The organism is Nocardioides guangzhouensis (assembly GCF_004519545.1).
GTDB lineage: Bacteria > Actinomycetota > Actinomycetes > Propionibacteriales > Nocardioidaceae > Nocardioides > Nocardioides guangzhouensis.
This window is the reverse complement of the sequence record NZ_SDKM01000060.1, coordinates 1-17490: the sequence shown is the minus strand read 5'-3', so window position 1 is coordinate 17490 and position 17490 is coordinate 1. Positions and strand designations below refer to the sequence as shown.

Genomic DNA, 17490 nt, shown 5'->3' with positions numbered 1-17490 from the left:
GTCTGACATTCGGCAGCGCCGTAGATCTCGTGGATTTTGGTGGTCGTTTGATGTGCTGCGCGACGCGGATGCCGTGCCGCGCCATTTCCCCAAATATTCGGGTCAATAGCCCGCTCTCGTGGTCAAGGTCGAGCAATAGTCGGTCGCCGCGTCGAGGTGTTTACGCAGGTCAGGGGCAGTTCGGGCTTGAGCCATTGTGGCCGGAGTCCCTGCCTACTCCGCAAAAAGTCGCCGGTTCAAGACGCCACGCGGCGCGCCTGATGCGATGTAGGAGCGGGGCCTCCGCTCCTCGCAGTCCCGGCGGATGCTGGGTGTTCTCACGTCCACGACGAAGGAGGCCCCTTGTGTCTGAGTCTGAGTATGCAGGTAAGTAGTTCGTGGGTGTCGATCTGCATCGGCGCCGCACGGTGCTGGTCCGGACGACCGATGCCGGTGAGGTGTTGGAGTCGGTCCGGATCTCGAACGATGTTGATTCGTTGAACCGGGTGATGGCCCGTGCCGGGGTTCGATCCCGAGGTCGTCCTCGAGGCGACCTACGGCTGTTACTGGGCGGTCGACGCGCTCCAGGCGGCCGGCGCGAACGTTCATCTGGCGCATCTGTTGGGGGTGAAGGCGTTTACGCCGCGGCCGAGAAGAAACCCTCAAGAACCCTCTTGACCGGTCCCGCTCCTACAGGGATGACCTGCGGGAAGTGACCATCACGCGGGTTGCTGTGGGCGCCATGCCCCACAAGTTCACCAGATACTTGTCGCGGCCGGACCCATTTGCCGAGAGAAGACGGAGCGCACTCGCGTCAGTGATCCCGCGTCTCGAGCCGCCCACCACTGGTCGACCGGACGCGCCGCACGGACTCAGCGTTGACGGGCGCGGTAGGCGGCCACTGCGGCACGATTGCCGCAGTTGTTGCTACAGAAGATCCTGGAGCGGTTGCGGGACAGGTCGAGCACGATGCTCTGGCAGTCATCCTGGGCGCATATGCCAAGCCGCGACAGCTCGTCGGCCCGGATGACCTCGACCATCGCCATCGCAGTCTCTGCCGCGATCCGCTCAGGCCACGGCGCATCCGCGTCCACGACGTGCAAGTGCCAATCCTGATCATCGTGCCGGACGAGCAACGGCCTCGCATTGGCCCGTTCGAGCAGGTCGTTGACGATCACCACGGCGCTGTCGCGATCGGCCGTGAGCAGTTCGCGTAGCTGTGGGCGCAGCGCACGAACACCGGCCAGCTCGGTCTCGTCGCGGTCATGGCGGCCGGTGTAGCCGAATCGCGTCCAGAACGCCTCGAGCTCGGCTTCTGAGGTCAGCGTGTCGGGCGGCTCCGCTGAGTTCACGAGGGCGACCGCAGCGAGCAGCGAGAGCTCGGTGTCACGTGCAAACGTCACGCTGGTACCTTACGCCGCTGGCCCACCGGGTAGTCACGTCGTTGCCCGTCGCCCGGCGATCTCGGATGCGCCCGCGACGGCCAGGGCGCCGAGAGCCTCGAATCGGCTCTCAGTCAGGCGCTCGCTGGGTCCCCATACGCTGACGACCGCGATCGGACGCTCGGCCAGGTCGAGCACCGGGGCCGAAACTCCCCAGGCCGAGCTCTCGAACTCACCCCGACAAACGGCGTATCCGCGTTCGCGGACGAGTGCGAGCTCCTCCTCGAGGGTGGCGAGCGACGTGATCGTTGAGGGGGTGTACCGAGGAAGACGTCCCCCGCGTGGCAGTCTCAAGAGCGCGCGGAGTTCGGCGGGGTGCGAGTAGGCAAGGAGCACTTTGCCCGTCGACGTCGCGTGTACCGCGACCTCCCGGCCCTGCCATCCAGCCGCCACCACGGTGTCGGCAGTTGCCTCCGCGACGTAGGTCAGCACCCCGCCGCGCACGACGGCCAGGGCGGCGGTCTCCCGTGCCTGGGCCGCCAGGCGCTGGAGCACCAAGCGTGCCGAGCGGACCATGCCGTCGCCGTCGGCCTGGCCGGCAAGGTCGATCAGTCCGAATCCCAACGAGTACGTGCCGGTCTCCTTGTCATAGGTGACGAGTCGCTCCTGCTCGAGCGTGGTCAGGATGCGCCAGGTGGTCGTGCGGTTCAGCCCCACCGTCTCGGCCAGCGCCGTGGCAGAGCCGTCCGCGCCCGTGGCTGCTGCCACCGCCCGGAGCAGGGCAGCCGCTCGCTCGACCGACTGCACCCGGGTCGACCCCGCCTGGCGCTCCGACGCTGGTGACATTTCCGTTTCCGTTTCCTCTGCCTCATTGACCCTGCGCACGCAATGCCTCTATGTTGCCAAGATCACATCTCGTTCGCATAGTGCCCATGGGAGTCACAAAGTGAACAAGAACTCGCGCCGCAGCCCCGCCCTCTCCCGGCGCCAGCTGCTCAAGTACTCGGGTCTCGGTATCGCTGCCGTCGGAGGCAGCAGCTTCCTCGCTGCGTGCGGAGGCGATGACGGCGGAGGCGGCGGAGGTGGCGGAGGTGGCGAGCAGCACTCCGGCGGCATCCTGATCCACGGCGCCACCGGCGGTGGCAGCAAGGACACCCTCGACCCGCACGCACCGGTGACCAGCGCCGACATCTCCCGGGTGAACAACCTGTACGAGCCGCTGCTGTTCTGGAACAACGACTACCAGATCGAGCCGGCGCTGGCCGAGTCCGTCGAGTCCAAGGACAGCGTGACGTGGACGGTCAAGATGCGCCCGGGGGTCACCTTCCACAACGGCAAGACCGTGACAGCCGACGATGCGTGGTTCAGCATCAAGCGCTTCGCCGACCCGAAGGCACCGCTCTCGGGAGGCGGCCAGCTGTCCCAGATCATCGACTTCCAGTCCAGCAAGGTCGTCGACGAGACCACGCTGCAGCTGGTGCTCAACACGCCGTACGCGATCCTCGACTCGCTGCTGGCGGAGTACACCACCGGGATCATCCCGACCGACTTCGACCTCGCCAAGCCGGTCGGCACCGGCGCCTTCGCCTACAAGTCGTTCGAGCCCGGCAAGACCAGCTCGTTCACCAAGTACGCCGACTACTGGGGCGACGCGGCCTTCGTCGACGAGCTCCAGATCCAGGACTTCGACAACGACAACGCCAAGGTCAACGCGCTGCAGGCCGGCCAGGTCCAGACCATCGACAACCTGCCCTACAACCTCGTCGACACCATCAAGGGTGCCGGTGGTGGCGTGCTGGTCGCAGAGGGCGGCCAGTGGGTGCCGTTCACGATGCGCGTGGACCAGGCGCCGTTCAACGACGTCAAGGTCCGCCAGGCGATGCGGCTGATCGTCGACCGCCAGGCGATGATCGACCAGGTCTTGAGCGGCTACGGCTCACTGGGCAACGACCTCTACGCCCCGCTCGATCCGGCCTACGCCAGCGACCTGCCCCAGCGCGAGCAGGACATCGACCAGGCCAAGTCGCTGCTCTCGCAGGCAGGGCAGGAGGGGCTGCAGGTGGAGCTCTTCACCGGCGACGACATCCCCGGGAATGCCCCGGCCGCGGCCAACCTGTTCGTCGAGCAGGCCAAGAAGGCGGGCGTCGAGGTCAAGGTCACCAAGAAGACGCCGTTCTACGACGACAACTACCTGTCCTACACCTTCGCCCAGGACTTCTGGAACACCCGGAACTACATCCCGCAGGCCGTCGTCGGCACGTTCCCACCGGACCAGGGCGGCACCTACAACGAGACCCACTGGGACAACGCGGATCACCGAGACCTGGTCAACGCCGCCGCGAAGGAGCTGGACGAGGCCAAGCGCAGCGACCTGCTCCACCAGGCGCAGGAGATCGAGTACAACGAGGGCGGCCTGATCATCTGGGGCTTCCGCCAGCAGGTGGACGGGTACGGCGCCAACGTCCAGGGCCTCGAGCCGAGCAAGTACCTCCCGCTCGGCAACTACAAGTTCAACAAGGTGTCGGTCTGAGATGACCCACGTCGCGACTCTCCAGGATCCGCTCGAGGAGGTCGCACCTCCTCGAGGTCGCTCCGGCGCGGCCGCGTGGACGATCTGGTTGCTGCGCCGGCTCGGCCTGGCGCTCCTGACCCTGTGGCTGGTGTCGGTCCTGGTGTTCCTGGCGACGGCCGCCCTCGGCGACCCCGTGCGGGCGATCCTCGGCCGCGACTACAACTCCAACCCCGGCCGGGTGGCCCAGCTCGAGGCGCAGCTGAACGCCGACCAGGGCCTCGTCTCGCGGTACTTCAGCTGGCTCGGCGGGCTGCTCACCGGTGATCCCGGCACCTCGCTGGCCAACCAGCAGTCGGTCTGGGACCAGATCTCCGACAGCGTGGTGAACACGCTGGTGCTGGTGTTCCTCTCGTCGCTGGTGATGATCCCGGTGGCCTTCGGGATCGCGATGATCTCCGCGAACTACCGCCGGCGTCGGCCGGACACCTGGATCCAGACGGTGCTCCTGGCGCTGGCCGGCATCCCCGAGTTCGTCATCGGCATCCTGCTCGTGTTCGTCTTCTCGACGTCGGTGTTCCACATCTTCCCGGCGGTCACCATCGTCTCGCCGACCGGCGGCCCGCCGTGGGAGAGCGCGAAGGGGATGGTGCTGCCCATCGCGTGTCTGGTGCTGGCCGTGGTGCCGTACGTGTCCCGGATCGTTCGTGCTTCGCTGCTGGAGGTGCTGGACAGCGACTATGTCGAGCTGGCCCGGCTCAAGGGCATTCCCGAGCCGGTGGTGATGCGCAAGCATGCGCTGCTCAACGCGATCGTGCCCGGCATCCAGGTCATCGCGCTCCAGCTGGCCTGGCTGGCCGGCGGTGTCGTCCTCGTCGAGACGCTCTTCGCCTATCCCGGCGTCGGGCGCCAGCTCGTCGACTCCGTCCGCAACCACGACGTCCCGATGGTGCAGGCGTTGGCCATGATCATCGCCGCGTTCTACATCGTCGTGAACCTGGTCGCGGACATCATCTCCATCTTGTTGACGCCCCGGGCGAGGACGGCGATCTCCTCATGACCGCCATCACGAGCACCCCCGCCGCGGCGCCGCCGTCGTTCTTCCGGCGCGCGCTCAAGCAGAAGCGGTTCGCGGTAGGTCTGACCGTGACGGTCTTGGTGGTGTTGTTCGCGATCTTCGCGCCGCTCTTCGCGCCCTACGGCGAGAACGAGACCGCCGGGCCGCCGTACTCCAGCGTCGGCGTGCTCGGCACCGACTACCTCGGCCAGGACGTGCTGAGCCGGGTGATGTACGGCGGTGTGGGCATCCTGGTGATCTCGGTGCTCGCCACGGCGCTGGGCATGGTCCTCGGGATCCTCATCGGCGTGGTCGCGGCCTACAGCGGCGGCTGGTGGGACGAGGTCATCATGCGCCTCAACGACGTGCTGCTCGCCTTCCCGCAGATCCTGCTGGCCCTGGTCGTGCTCACGGCGGTCGAGAACCCTGCTCCGTGGGTGATCATCTTGCTGGTCGGACTCTCACATGCTCCGCGCGTGGCCCGCGTCGCCCGCGGGGTGGCGCTGGGGATCGTCTCCCGCGACTTCGTGGTCGCCGCCGAGGCGCTCGGCGAGAAGCGGTCTCGGGTGATCCTCGCCGAGGTGCTGCCCAACATGACCGGCCCGCTGCTCGCCGAGGCCGGTCTGCGGCTGACCTACTCGATCGGCCTGGTCGCCGCCCTCGGCTTCCTCGGGTTCGCGGCCGACCCGGGTGCGGCCAACTGGGGCCAGATGATGAACGAGAACCGGCTCGGTCTGGCCACCCAGCCGTGGTCGGTGATGGCGCCGGTGCTGATGATCGCGATCTTCACGATCGGCACCAACCTGATGGCCGACGGTCTCGCCCAGATCTCGCAGAAGCGGGCTGACTGATGACCGCGACCGCAGCCGAGCGCCAGGCGACACCGTCAGGAGGCCTCGTCGTCGAGGACCTCGAGGTCAGCCTGACCAGCCGTCCTGTGGACGTCGTCGACGACATCGACCTGGTGCTGCACCCCGGCGAGGTCGTTGGCCTGGTCGGGGAGTCCGGCTCCGGCAAGACCACCGTCGGTACGTCGCTGCTCGGCTATTCCCGGGCGGGCGCCCTGATATCTGCGGGCAAGGTCCTGCTCGAGGGGCGCGACGTGCTGAAGCTGCCGTGGAAGGAGGTCCGGCAGCTGCGTGGCGAGGAGATCGCCTACGTCCCGCAGGACCCCGCGTCCGCGCTCAACCCGAGCATCCGGATCGGAAAGCAGATCGTCGAGCTCATGGAGCTGCGCGGCATCGGCACCTCCGAGTCGCGCCGGCAGGGTGCCCGCGACGGCCTGGCCGAGGTCGGCCTGCCGAACGACGACGAGTTCCTGAAGCGCTACGCCCACCAGCTCTCCGGCGGCCAGGTGCAGCGGGTCGCGCTGGCGATGGCGTTCTTGCCGAAGCCCAAGGTGCTGGTTCTCGACGAGCCCACCACTGGCCTTGACGTCACCACCCAGAAGATGGTCCTGGACACCATGGCCGAGTTGTGCCGAGCCTACGGCGTCAGCGCGCTCTACGTGACCCACGACCTCGCGGTGGTGGCGAACATCGCCGACCGCGTGGCCGTGATGTACGCCGGGCAGATCGTCGAGGTGGGCCCGAAGGAGACGATCTTCGCCCACCCCTCGCACCCCTACACGCGTGCCCTCCTGGACTCGATCCCGCACCTGAGCCAGGCTCGCGCGCTCAGGGGGATCCCCGGCCGCACGCCGGCGCCCGGCGCCCGGCCGGACGGGTGTCGGTTCAACGACCGCTGCTCGTTCGCGGTCGACGAGTGCCGCCGGGAGGCGCCCGCGCTACGCACCATCGCCCCGGACCACGAGGTGCGGTGCATCCGCGTGGAGGAGATCGGTGTCTGGGACATCAACCGAGGCACCGTCCCGGATGCCGACCCCGACCGGCAGCGCGACGTGATCCTCTCACTCGAGGGGCTCAACGTCTTCTACGGCCGCAAGCATGTCGTCCACGACGTGAACCTGGACCTGGCGAAGGGCGAGGTGGTGGCGCTGGTCGGCGAGTCCGGCAGCGGCAAGACCACGATCTCGCGCTCCGTGGGCGGGCTGCACAAGGACTGGACGGGCATCGTGAACTTCGAGGGACGCGAGCTGGCCAAGAGCGCACGCGGACGCGGCGCGGAGGACCGCCGGCGGATGCAGTACATCTTCCAGAACCCCTACCTGTCGCTGAATCCCCGGCTGACCGTCGAGCAGATCATCCGGCGGCCCATGGAGCTGTTCGGCCTGGCCAAGGGCAAGCCGGCCACCGACCGCGTGGTCGAGCTCATGGAGCAGGTGGCCCTCGGACCGGGCATGCTGTACTACGAGGCCAACCGGCTCTCCGGGGGAGAGCGGCAGCGCGTCGCGATCGCCCGGGCGCTCGCCGCCGAGCCGGACGTGATGATCTGCGACGAGATCACCTCTGCCCTCGACGTCTCCGTGCAGGGCTCGATCGTGGCGCTGCTCGAGGACCTCCGGAAGCAGCGCGGCATCAGCATGCTGTTCGTCACCCACAACCTCGCCCTGGTCCGCTCGATCGCGGCCCGCGTGGAGATCCTCCAGGCGGGACGCGTGGTGGAGTCCGGGCCGGTGGTGTCGGTGATGGAGACCCCGCGGGAGGAGTACACCCGCAAGCTGCTGGCCAACAGCCCGAGCATCGGCTGACCCCATGTTCATCGACCCCCAGCGCGACCCAGGGTGGCGCCACGTCCGGGTGTCGGCCACCAACGGTCGGGCGTTGCCGTCGGAGCATCGCGACCTCGTCGTCGACGTCGTGGGCGCGGGCCGGGTCCGCAGCCTCGAGGAGTGGATTCCGGAGACGTCGACGACCTCGCTGGTGGTGGTCGACGGAGGCTCGGTAGTGCACGAGTGGTACGCCGAGGGGCTGGGCCCGGGCACCCTCTTCCTGGGTGCGTCGATGACCAAGTCGGTGCTGGCCCATCTCATCGGCCGGGCGGTCCGTGAGGGGGCGCTGGCACTCACCGAGCCGGTGACCGACCACGTCCCCGAGATCTCCGGCACCGGGTACGACGGCGCCCGTGTGCTGGACGTCCTGACCATGACCACCGGCGTGGACTGGGTCGAGGACCTCCGCGACCCCGACAGCCTGGCCTCGCTGCTCCTGGCCTGCTTCACCGACGGTGGTGAGTCCCGGACCCTCCTCCTCGAGGTCAAGGCCCGGGTTGCCCCCGGGAGCCGGTTCAGCTACTGCACGGCAGACTCACAGGTCCTCGACTGGGTGCGCGAGCGGGCCACCGGGCGAAGCTTCGCCGAGGACGTCGCCCGGTTGTGGCGCGACCTGGGGTGCACCGACGACGCGGTGGTCGGGGTGGACGGCTCGGGGGTCGCGATGGCCGGCGGTGCCCTGGCCGCAACGGCCCGCGACTGGGCCAAGGTCGCGCTGCTGGCCGTTGCCGGCACCAGCGACAGTCGCGAGCCCCTGCTGGACCCGGACTGGGTCCACGCGGCTGCGCGGCCGGCGTACCCCTTCCTCGGGGTAGGCCGGCTGCCCAGCAGCATCACCACCCATGCCGGCTTCGGCTACCACTGGTGGCCGATGGACGACCTGGGCACCCGGGTGACCGCGGACGGGAGCCGCGGCCAGTTCGCGGCTGCCGATCGGGCTACGGGTGCTGTCGTGGTCAAGACCTCGCAGTGGCCCTTCGACGACTTCCTGGTCGACCGACAGGCACGCGACCTCAGCTACCTCGGCCTGCACGCGCTGCTGGAGGCCGCCGGTTCCCATTCGCAGACAACGAAGGAGCACGTCCCGTGAACCGCACCGTCATGCTCACCTGCGCGCTGACCGGCGCCGGCGACACCGTCGGCCGCTCCGAACACGTGCCGGTGACCCCTGAGCAGATCGCCGAGTCGGGCATCGCCGCGGCGAGAGCGGGGGCCACCATCGTCCATATCCACGTCCGGGACCCCCAGACCGGGAAAGGCTCACGCGAGGTGGGGCTCTACCGCGAGGTCGTCGAGCGGATCCGGGCTTCCGACGTCGACGTCATCATCAACACCACGGCCGGCATGGGCGGCGACCTGGTGCTCGATCCTCACCAGCCCACGACGTTCCTCGAGGGCACCGACCTGGTCAGCGGTGTCGACCGGCTGCCCCATGTGGCGGAACTGCTCCCCGACATCTGCACGTTGGACTGCGGGAGCCTCAACTTCGGCGAGGGCAGCCTGGTCTACGTCAGCACCCCGGACATGCTTCGCGAGGGGGCCAAGAAGATCCAGCAGCTGGGCGTCCGCTGCGAGATGGAGATCTTCGACACCGGCCACCTCTGGTTCGCCCAGCAGCTGGTCGACGAAGGGCTGGTCGACGCACCCGCGATGTACCAGCTCTGCATGGGCATCCCGTACGGCGCGCCCGCCGACCCGCTGACGCTGGCCGCCATGGTCAAGCAGCTGCCACCGGACGCGGTGTGGGCGTCGTTCGCTCTCGGTGCGATGCAGATGCCGTGGGTGGCCCAGTCTGTGCTGCTCGGCGGTCACGTGCGCGTCGGCCTGGAGGACAACCTGTACCTGAGTCGGGGCGTGAAGGCGACGAACGCGCAGCTGGTCGAGCGGGCCAGGACCATCGTGGAGAGCATGGGCGCCAAGGTGGCCACGCCCGACGAGGGGCGCGAGATCCTCGCGCTGAAGCCGCGGTGACCGAGCCGGCCAGGGCCGCCCCTGAGCAGGTTCGGACGGTCACCTGCGTCGGCGCAGGCGTGATCGGCGGCGGCTGGGTCGCCTACTTCCTCGCCCGTGGGTACCGCGTGGTGGCATGGGACCCGGCGAAGGACGCCGAGACCCGGCTGCGGCACCTGGTCGGCCGGGCCTGGCCGGCGCTCACCGAGCTGGGACTCGCCGAGGGGGCCAGCACCGACAACCTCGTCGTGGAGCGCGACCTGGCCACGGCCTGCGCCGGAACCGACTTCGTCCAGGAGAGCGCACCCGAGGACCTCGTGCTCAAGCGCACGCTCCTGGCCGAGATCGACGCCGTCACGCCAGAGGACGTCGTCATCTCGTCGTCGACCTCGGGCTACGGGATGACCGAGATGCAGGACAAGTGCGCCCACCCGGAGCGCACCGTCGTCGGGCATCCCTTCAACCCGCCGTACCTCATTCCCCTGGTCGAGGTGGTGGGCGGCACCGAGACCGCGCCCGACGTCGTGGCGTGGACAGCAGCGTTCTTCCGGCACGCCGGCAAGTCGGTGATCGTCATGGACCACGAGGTGCCCGGCTTCATCGCCAACCGCCTCCAGGAGGCCCTGTGGCGCGAGGCGCTGCACATGGTGGCCGCGGGTGAGGCGACCGTGGAGCAGATCGACCTGTCGATCACCGATGGTCCCGGACTGCGCTGGCCCGTCCACGGCCCGATGCTCACCTTTCACCTGGCCGGGGGCCAGGGCGGGATGGCGCGCATGCTCGATCACTTCGGTCCCTCGCTGGAGTCGCCGTGGACGCGGCTGCAGGCCGCCGAGCTCACCCCCGCGCTGCGCGACGCCGTGGTCGAGGGCTGCGAGCGGGAGGCGGGCGACCGGACCATCGACGACCTGGTGGCCGAGCGGGACCGTGGGGTGATCGCGATCCTGCGGGCACTGGGGCGAGCATGATCGCCGAGCAGGGCGGGTCGGGCGTGCCCTTCTCGATCTGGCGGGAGCGGGTCCAGGAGGCCTGGATCGATTACAACGGCCACCTGTCCGAGGCCTACTACGTCCTCGTGCTCGGTCACGCCACCGACGCTGTGATGGACGCCGTCGGGCTGGATGCGCGCTACCGCTCGACGAACAACGCATCCCTCTACACGGTCGAGGCCCACCTCCGGTACCTCGAGGAGATCTCGGCGGACAGCGACCTGGAGGTCCGTTCGTCGATCATCGGCGTCTCCGCCAAGCTGCTGTGGATCTGGCACGAGCTGTGGGCGTCGGGCCGCCTTCGCGCCACCGAGGAGGTGCTCGGTGTGCACGTCCGCGACGGGGCGTCCGCGCCGCTACCCACCGACGTCGTCAGGCTGGCCCGAGATGCCTGCGTGTCCCCACCCGACGGGGCAAGCGGGCGGATCGAGCCCATCGCGATGTCATGAGCGACTCAGCTCCCCCCGGTCCCGGCTCGGCAGACCGACGTCGTGCGCCGTACAAAAGGAATCCCATGTTCGACTTCGCGATGACCGACGAACAACGCAGCGTCGTGGAGGTGACGCGGGCATTCGTCGCGCGCGAGCTGCGCCCGCACGAGGAGGAAGTCGAGCGATCCGGCGTACTTCGTCCGGAGCTGGCCGCGGACATCCGCGCCAAGGCACTCGCCGCCGGGTTGTACGCCGCCAACATGCCCGAGGAGGTGGGTGGCGCGGGCCTCGACCCGATCACCCTGGTGCTGTTCGAGAAGGAGCTCGGCAAGACGAGCTACGCCTTGCAGTACACCTGCGTGGCACGTCCGTCGAACATCCTGCTGGCCGGAACCGAGGAGCAGCGGGAGCGCTTCCTGCTCCCGTGCGTCCGGGCCGAGCGCGTGGAATGCCTGGCGATGACCGAGCCGGAGGCGGGCTCCGACGTCCGCGCCATCCGGACGCGCGCCGTACGAAACGGGAGTGGGTGGCGCATCCGGGGTACCAAGCACTTCATCAGCCACGCCGACGAGTCGGACTTCGTCATCCTCCTGGCCCGGACCGGCACCGACGACACGGGGCGGGGCACCATGTCGATCTTCCTGGTCGACCTGGACACCCCGGGGGTTCATCGTCGCCACGGGTACCGCAGCGTCTCCCACCGCGGCTACACCAACTCGATCCTCGACTTCGAGGACGTTCACGTCCCCGGCGACGCCCTCCTCGGCGAGGAGGGCCAGGGCCTGGAACTCGCCGGTCGGTGGCTGGGCGCAACCCGTCTCCAGGTGGCGGCGACGTGTCTCGGGCGTGCCGACCTGGCACTCGAGCTGTCGAGGGCCCACGCTGCGAGTCGTGTGCAGTTCGGTCAGCCGATCGGACGTTTCCAGGGCGTCGGTTTCAAGCTCGCAGACATGGCCACCGAGCTGCGGGCCGCAGAGCTCGTGACGCTTCACGCGGCGTGGAAGGTCGCCCAGGGCACGGCCGCCGACGCCGACATCGCGATGGCCAAGCTGAAGGCCACTGAGATGTTGGCGATGGTCGCCGACGAGGCGATCCAGATCCACGGCGGAATGGGCCTGATGGACGAGATGCCGCTGGAGCGGATCTGGCGCGACGCCCGGATCGAGCGGATCTGGGACGGGACCTCGGAGATCCAGCGCCACATCATTTCACGATCGCTCCTGCGCCCCTTGGGAGCGTGACCGATGATCGACGTCAGCCACCCGGCAATCCGTACCCAGCGCGACGACAGCATCCTCGAGGTGACCCTCGACCGGCCGAAGGCCAACGCAATCGACTTGGCGACCAGCCGGGCGATGGGGGAGGTTTTCGCCGACTTCCGAGACGACCCCGAGCTGCGAGTGGCGATCCTGCGCACGGAGGGCGACAAGTTCTTCTCCGCGGGGTGGGACCTCAAGGCCGCCGCCGCTGGCGACGCCGTCGACGGCGACTACGGTGTCGGCGGTTTCGGCGGGCTGCAGGAGCTGCCCGATCTCAACAAGCCAGTCATCGCCGCGACACATGGGCTGGCCCTGGGTGGCGGGTTCGAGCTGGCGTTGTCCTGCGATCTGATCTACGCCTCCGAGGCCACCCAGTTCGGACTGCCGGAGATCAACGCAGGCACGCTGGCCGACGCGGCGACGATCAAGCTTCCCAAGCGGATCCCGTATCACGTCGCGATGGACCTGCTGCTCACCGGCCGGTGGATGTCGGCGGACGAGGCCGCCCGTTGGGGCCTGGTCAACGAAGTGCTCGCCGATGAGGCCGGCGTACGGGCCAGGGCGTGGGAGGTCGCCCGGCTGCTGGCCACTGGGCCACCGCTCGTCTTCGCCGCGATCAAGGAGACCATGCGCGTCGCCGAGTCGCTCACCTTCGGCGAGGCGATGGACCTGGTCACGACCAGCTCGCTCCCGGCCGTCGCGACGCTCTACCAGTCGGAGGACCAACTCGAGGGGGTGCGCGCGTTCGCCGAGAAGCGGCCCCCCCAGTGGAAGGGCCGATGACCGGCGACGATGAGGACCAACGCGCAGACCCGCACCCTGAGCTCGAGGAGGAACGCCGCCCCATGACCGGCCACGACCGAACACGCCTCCCGCTCGACGTCGACACCGACGCCCGGCCGATCCATCCGGTCCGAGCCGTGCCAGGGTCTCCCCACGTAGTGGTCGTGCTCATCGACGACATGGGGTTCGGTGCCTCGACGGCGTACGGCGGGCCGTGCGAGATGCCCACGGCGAAGCGGCTGGCCGACGAAGGGCTGCGCTACAGCCGGTTCCACGTCACGCCCCTGTGCTCGCCGACCCGGCAGGCCCTGATGACCGGGCGCAACCACCATTCGGTCGGGATGGGCGTGACGTCCGAGATGTCGACGCCGGAGCCGGGCTACCACGGCTACCGACCGGCCAGCGCCGCCACCATCGCCCAGATCCTGGGGGGCAACGGCTACTCGACCGCGGCGTTCGGCAAGTGGCACCAGACCCCGCCGGTCGAGGTGAGCCCCTCCGGTCCGTTCCACCGATGGCCGATGGGGGAGGGATTCGACTACTTCTACGGCTTCATGGGCGCGGAGATGAACCACTGGTACCCGCAGCTCTACCAGGGTCGCTACCCGGTCGAGCCCGACCGCTTGCCCGAAGACGGCTATCACCTCTCGGAGGATCTGGTCGACAAGGCGATCGCCTGGGTCGAGAACCAGCAGGCGATCACCCCCGAGCGGCCGTTCTTCGCCTATGTCGCGCTGGGCGCGACGCATGCCCCCTTCCACGTTGCGCCCGAATGGCGCGACAAGTACACCGGTCGCTTCGATGCCGGCTGGGACGCTCAGCGCGAGGCCACCTTGGCCCGGCAGAAGGAGCTCGGCATCGTGCCGGCAACGACCGAGCTGGCGCCGTGGGCCGAAGGCGTGCCGCACTGGGACGAGCTCGACGAGACCGAGCGCCGGGTTGCGGCCCGGTTCATGGAGACCTACGCCGGCTTCGCGGAGCACGCGGACGTCCAGATCGGCCGTCTCGTCGATGCCCTCGACGAGCTCGGCGTGCTCGACGACACTCTTTTCCTCTATCTTCTCGGTGACAACGGCGCCTCCGGCGAGGGCGGGCCGCGCGGAACGTTTCGCGAGCATCTCGTCGGCCATGGGATCCAGGACGACACGGCCGACATGGCCGCCCGGCTCGACACCCTGGGCGACCCCACGACGTACGCCATCTACCCGGTCGGCTGGGCACTGGCGATGAACACGCCGTACCCGTGGACCAAGCAGCTCACGCACCTGGGCGGCACCCGCGACGGGATGATCGTGCGCTGGCGGAACGGCATCGCTGCGCGCGGCGAGTTCCGGCACCAGTGGCACCACGTCATCGACGTCCTGCCGACGGTCCTCGAGGCAGCCGGGCTGCCGGCGCCGGAGACGTTCGGCGGCGTCGCACAGCAGCCCGTCGAGGGCACCAGCTTCCGCTACTCCTTCGATGACCCGGATGCGCAGGACCGGCGGACCACGCAGTACTTCGAAATGATCGGCAACCGGGCGATCTACCACAAGGGCTGGACGGCCGTGACCCGTCACAGCACGCCGTGGGAGATGGTGGAGACATTCCACCGCCCGTTCGACGAGGACGTCTGGGAGCTCTACGACCACGCTGCTGACTGGAGCCAGGCGCGAGACCTGGCCCAGCAGCACCCCGCGCGGCTGCGCGACCTCCAGCAGATCTTCGATCGTGAGGCCGAGAAGCACCACGTGCTCCCGCTCGACGATCGGGTCACCGAGCGCGAGAATCCGGAAGTGGCCGGGCGGCTCGACCTGTACGGCGGACGGACCAGCTTGAGCTTCGGTCCCCGGGTCGGCCGGCTCACCGAGGAGGCTGCGCCCAACGTCAAGAACCGCTCGCACGTGATCACCGCCGACCTCGAGGTGGTCACCGGCACCGACGGCGTCGTCGTGGCGCAGGGAGGGCGGTTCGGGGGGTGGTCGCTCTACCTCGTCGTCGGCGTCCCGCACTACGCCTACAACTACGTCGGCCGCGACCTGACGGTGATCCGCGGCCAAGAGCCGATGACGCCGGGCCGGCACGACCTGGTCGTCCGGTTCGCGTACGACGGAGGGCCGCCCGGAAGCGGAGCCACCGCAACGCTTGAGGTCGACGGCGTCTCGGTCGGCTCCGGGAGGATCCCGGTCACGACCGCCTACTACTTCTCGTTCGACGAGACCTTCAACATCGGAGTCGACCGCGGCACGCCCGTGGTCGATGACTACCTGCCCGTGCGCAACCGCTTCCAGGGCCTCATCCACCGGGTTCGGTTCGACCTGGGCGACCTCGTCGACCCCGGGTCCGGGGAAGGGCGGGAGCGCGCGGCCATGGTCCACCAGTGATGGGCTGCTGCTCTCCCTCGTGCGACGGCGATCCCCCGCCTTCCGGTGCGGTTCCGCCCCACGCCTGCCCGCGGTGCGGCCAACGGTTCCGTCACCCTGCCCGGCGGTCCCACGCTGGTGGGCAGCGACGATCCGGGCCGACCCTGAGGAGTGGCCGGTCCGCGAGGTCGAGCTGGCCGCGTACCGGATCGCACGTTGTGCGGTGACCATCCACGGGTTCGCGGACTTCGTCGACGCCACCGGCTACTCAGCCGACGCGGAGCGCTACGGCTGGTCGTTCGTGTTCGGCGGCTTCCTGCCCGACGACTTCCCGCCGGCCCGAGGGGTCGCCGCCGCGCCGTGGTGGCGCGAGGTGCCGGGTGCCGACTGGGCGCACCCCGAAGGACCGCGCTCTTCGGTGGTCGGGGTCGACGGTACCGGGTGTCCGCCCGTCAACGGCATGCCGCCGACTCGAGCGCAGGCAACCTCGGCTTCCGGCTAGCCGCCTCGCGCCCCGGCCTGTAGCGGCTCAGGCAGCGGCGAGCAGTGTCCGAGCACCCGGCGCCGGTTCTCCCGCGTGGTCCGCGCACGCCCCTGGCTCGGCGAATGCAACGCGGGAGCGGCGCTCGCGCAGGGTCGTCGCCGCAGAGTGGACGGCGATGGCGCACCACAGGACGTTCGAGCCGACGCTCGGCCATGCGCCGTACAGCGCGCTGGCGCTGCCGGCGAGGGCGCCGGCGACGAGGTTCAGCAAGGAGTACCGCAGCGACGTCGCGTCCCATCGGCCACGACTCAGCAGGAGGTAGGCGCAGATGCTGCCGATCGTCCCGATCCACCCCATGGCTGACGCGATCATCTTCCGTGTCCCTCGCTGTTCTCATGCCCGGCCGTTCTTCGGTCCGAGGAGTCAACATTGGTGCCGCCCAGCCGTTAGCACAATTGCACTCTTCTGCACGCCAGATTTAGAATTACTGAAGTGAGTATCGACCCGCGCAGGCTTCGTTTTCTCCTTGCTGTGGCGAGGTACGGGGGCGTCCTTGCGGCCGCCGACGAATTGACGGTGACTCCCTCGGCGGTGTCCCAACAGATCGCCAAGCTCGAGCGCGAGACAGGCCATGCCCTGCTCCGGCGAGCGCCGGGTGGCAGCGTGCTGACCCCGGCTGGGCTGGCGCTGGCCGAAGCGGCCGAGGACGTCGAGCGGGCGCTCGCGCTGGCCCGCTCGCGGCTCGAGGAAACGGCGGCAACGGTGAGTGGTTCGGTCCGCATCGGCGGGTTCCAGTCGTTCCTGGTCAGCGTGCTGGCGCCTGCCCTCCCCGACTGGCGGCAGCGCTATCCGGCGCTCTTGTTCGAGACCGTGGAGGCCGACGAGCCGGATCTGATGCGTGCGTTGCGGGCGGGTTCGCTCGATGCAGTTGCGGTCGAACTCGACGCCGACGAGAGTTACCCGTCCCCGCGAGGGATGACCGACGTACCTCTGCTCGACGAGCCGTGGAAGCTTGTCGTGCCCTCGGGCACCCTGCTTTCCCATGACGTCGTCGACTTGAGTCGGCTCGGGATGCCGTGGCTCGGCCTGGACCCCGCCGCCGCGAGCGCCCAGGCCGTCCGCCGGGTCCGCCGCGAGCTGGGTGGCGAGGAGTCGACCCAGCACACCTTCTTCAGCTACCAGAACGCGCTCGCGCTCGTCGCAGCCGGCCAAGGGGTCACCCTGGCACCCGCCCTGGCCATGGAGTCCCTCCCGGCCACTGGCGTGGACCTCCTCGACATCCCCGGTCTCGGCATGCGTCGCGTCGTGCTGCGCCACCTCACCCGAAGCAGCGCCGCCGCCCCCACCCTCGCCGCGGCCACCGCCCTGATCCGCGAAGCCGCGGCGGCGTTCTCCTACGAATCCTCAGGCATGTGATGACATCCCCCCGTCGAACCGGGTTCGGCTCTCGCCGAGCCTTCAACAAGGAGGTCGAGGCTTTCGGCGCCGGGATTGAACGCTTCCGAGCGCGCGGCTGCGTCGCAGGTTCAATCCTGTCAGCCCGACAAGAAGGGAGGCATTGACCGGCGGAAACGCGATCAGGGGCACGGCTCACCTGAACTCTCGGCCGCGAATCCCGACATGATCCCGAAGTACTCGCGGGTTCAAGTCTCGC

At 69.1% G+C, this 17490-nt stretch carries 16 protein-coding genes; 13 read left to right on the top strand and 3 right to left on the bottom strand.

What is annotated here, in order from left to right; translation table 11 throughout:
• Positions 1-851 precede the first annotated feature (851 nt).
• Both EKO23_RS23100 and EKO23_RS23095 read right to left on the bottom strand, forming a co-directional pair.
• On the bottom strand, positions 852-1382 hold the full coding sequence (locus EKO23_RS23100) for a CGNR zinc finger domain-containing protein (protein WP_134720840.1): 531 nt from the start codon (positions 1380-1382) through the stop codon (positions 852-854).
• Between the two features lie 33 nt (positions 1383-1415).
• Positions 1416-2246: an IclR family transcriptional regulator gene (locus EKO23_RS23095; protein ID WP_217702780.1), complete on the bottom strand. Its 831-nt coding sequence runs from the start codon at positions 2244-2246 to the stop codon at positions 1416-1418.
• A 61-nt stretch (positions 2247-2307) separates the two neighbouring features.
• Between EKO23_RS23095 and EKO23_RS23090 the strand changes: the two genes are divergently transcribed.
• From EKO23_RS23090 to EKO23_RS23035, 12 genes are all read left to right on the top strand, one after another.
• A complete protein-coding gene (locus tag EKO23_RS23090) occupies positions 2308-3891 on the top strand; it encodes an ABC transporter substrate-binding protein (RefSeq protein WP_217702779.1) in 1584 nt (527 codons plus the stop codon).
• Between the two features lies 1 nt (position 3892).
• Positions 3893-4930: an ABC transporter permease gene (locus EKO23_RS23085; RefSeq protein ID WP_134720839.1), complete on the top strand. Its 1038-nt coding sequence runs from the start codon at positions 3893-3895 to the stop codon at positions 4928-4930.
• Positions 4927-5778, top strand: coding sequence for an ABC transporter permease (locus EKO23_RS23080; protein ID WP_134720838.1), 852 nt, complete (start codon positions 4927-4929; stop codon positions 5776-5778). Before EKO23_RS23085 ends, EKO23_RS23080 begins: the two co-directional genes overlap by 4 nt.
• On the top strand, positions 5778-7577 hold the full coding sequence (locus EKO23_RS23075; RefSeq protein ID WP_134720837.1) for an ABC transporter ATP-binding protein: 1800 nt from the start codon (positions 5778-5780) through the stop codon (positions 7575-7577). Before EKO23_RS23080 ends, EKO23_RS23075 begins: the two co-directional genes overlap by 1 nt.
• 4 nt (positions 7578-7581) lie before the next feature.
• Entirely contained in the window at positions 7582-8688 is a 1107-nt protein-coding gene (locus EKO23_RS23070) for a serine hydrolase domain-containing protein (protein WP_134720836.1), read from the top strand.
• Positions 8685-9569, top strand: coding sequence for a beta-keto acid cleavage family enzyme (locus tag EKO23_RS23065; RefSeq protein ID WP_134720835.1), 885 nt, complete (start codon positions 8685-8687; stop codon positions 9567-9569). Before EKO23_RS23070 ends, EKO23_RS23065 begins: the two co-directional genes overlap by 4 nt.
• The gene (locus EKO23_RS23060; protein WP_134720834.1) at positions 9566-10516 is read left to right on the top strand and encodes a 3-hydroxyacyl-CoA dehydrogenase NAD-binding domain-containing protein; all 951 of its coding nucleotides are present in this window, start codon (positions 9566-9568) and stop codon (positions 10514-10516) included. Before EKO23_RS23065 ends, EKO23_RS23060 begins: the two co-directional genes overlap by 4 nt.
• Positions 10513-10986: a thioesterase family protein gene (locus EKO23_RS23055; protein WP_134720833.1), complete on the top strand. Its 474-nt coding sequence runs from the start codon at positions 10513-10515 to the stop codon at positions 10984-10986. The genes EKO23_RS23060 and EKO23_RS23055 overlap by 4 nt, the downstream gene beginning before the upstream one ends.
• Positions 10987-11051: 65 nt before the next feature.
• Positions 11052-12209 (top strand): acyl-CoA dehydrogenase family protein, encoded by a 1158-nt coding sequence (locus tag EKO23_RS23050; RefSeq protein WP_134720832.1) that lies wholly within the window; start codon positions 11052-11054, stop codon positions 12207-12209.
• 3 nt (positions 12210-12212) lie between these two features.
• Complete coding sequence (locus tag EKO23_RS23045) at positions 12213-13010, top strand: enoyl-CoA hydratase-related protein (protein ID WP_134720831.1); 798 nt, start codon at positions 12213-12215, stop codon at positions 13008-13010.
• Between the two features lie 62 nt (positions 13011-13072).
• The gene (locus EKO23_RS23040) at positions 13073-15373 is read left to right on the top strand and encodes an arylsulfatase (RefSeq protein WP_134720841.1); all 2301 of its coding nucleotides are present in this window, start codon (positions 13073-13075) and stop codon (positions 15371-15373) included.
• A gap of 19 nt (positions 15374-15392) precedes the next feature.
• The gene (locus tag EKO23_RS23035) at positions 15393-15854 is read left to right on the top strand and encodes an SUMF1/EgtB/PvdO family nonheme iron enzyme (protein WP_246051266.1); all 462 of its coding nucleotides are present in this window, start codon (positions 15393-15395) and stop codon (positions 15852-15854) included.
• A 27-nt stretch (positions 15855-15881) separates the two neighbouring features.
• On the opposite strand, the gene EKO23_RS23030 is transcribed toward EKO23_RS23035, so the two are convergent.
• Complete coding sequence (locus EKO23_RS23030; RefSeq protein WP_134720830.1) at positions 15882-16208, bottom strand: CBU_0592 family membrane protein; 327 nt, start codon at positions 16206-16208, stop codon at positions 15882-15884.
• A 120-nt stretch (positions 16209-16328) separates the two neighbouring features.
• Here EKO23_RS23030 and EKO23_RS23025 point away from each other — a divergent pair, with 120 nt between their 5' ends.
• Complete coding sequence (locus tag EKO23_RS23025; protein WP_134720829.1) at positions 16329-17252, top strand: LysR family transcriptional regulator; 924 nt, start codon at positions 16329-16331, stop codon at positions 17250-17252.
• The last annotated feature ends 238 nt before the right edge of the window (positions 17253-17490 follow it).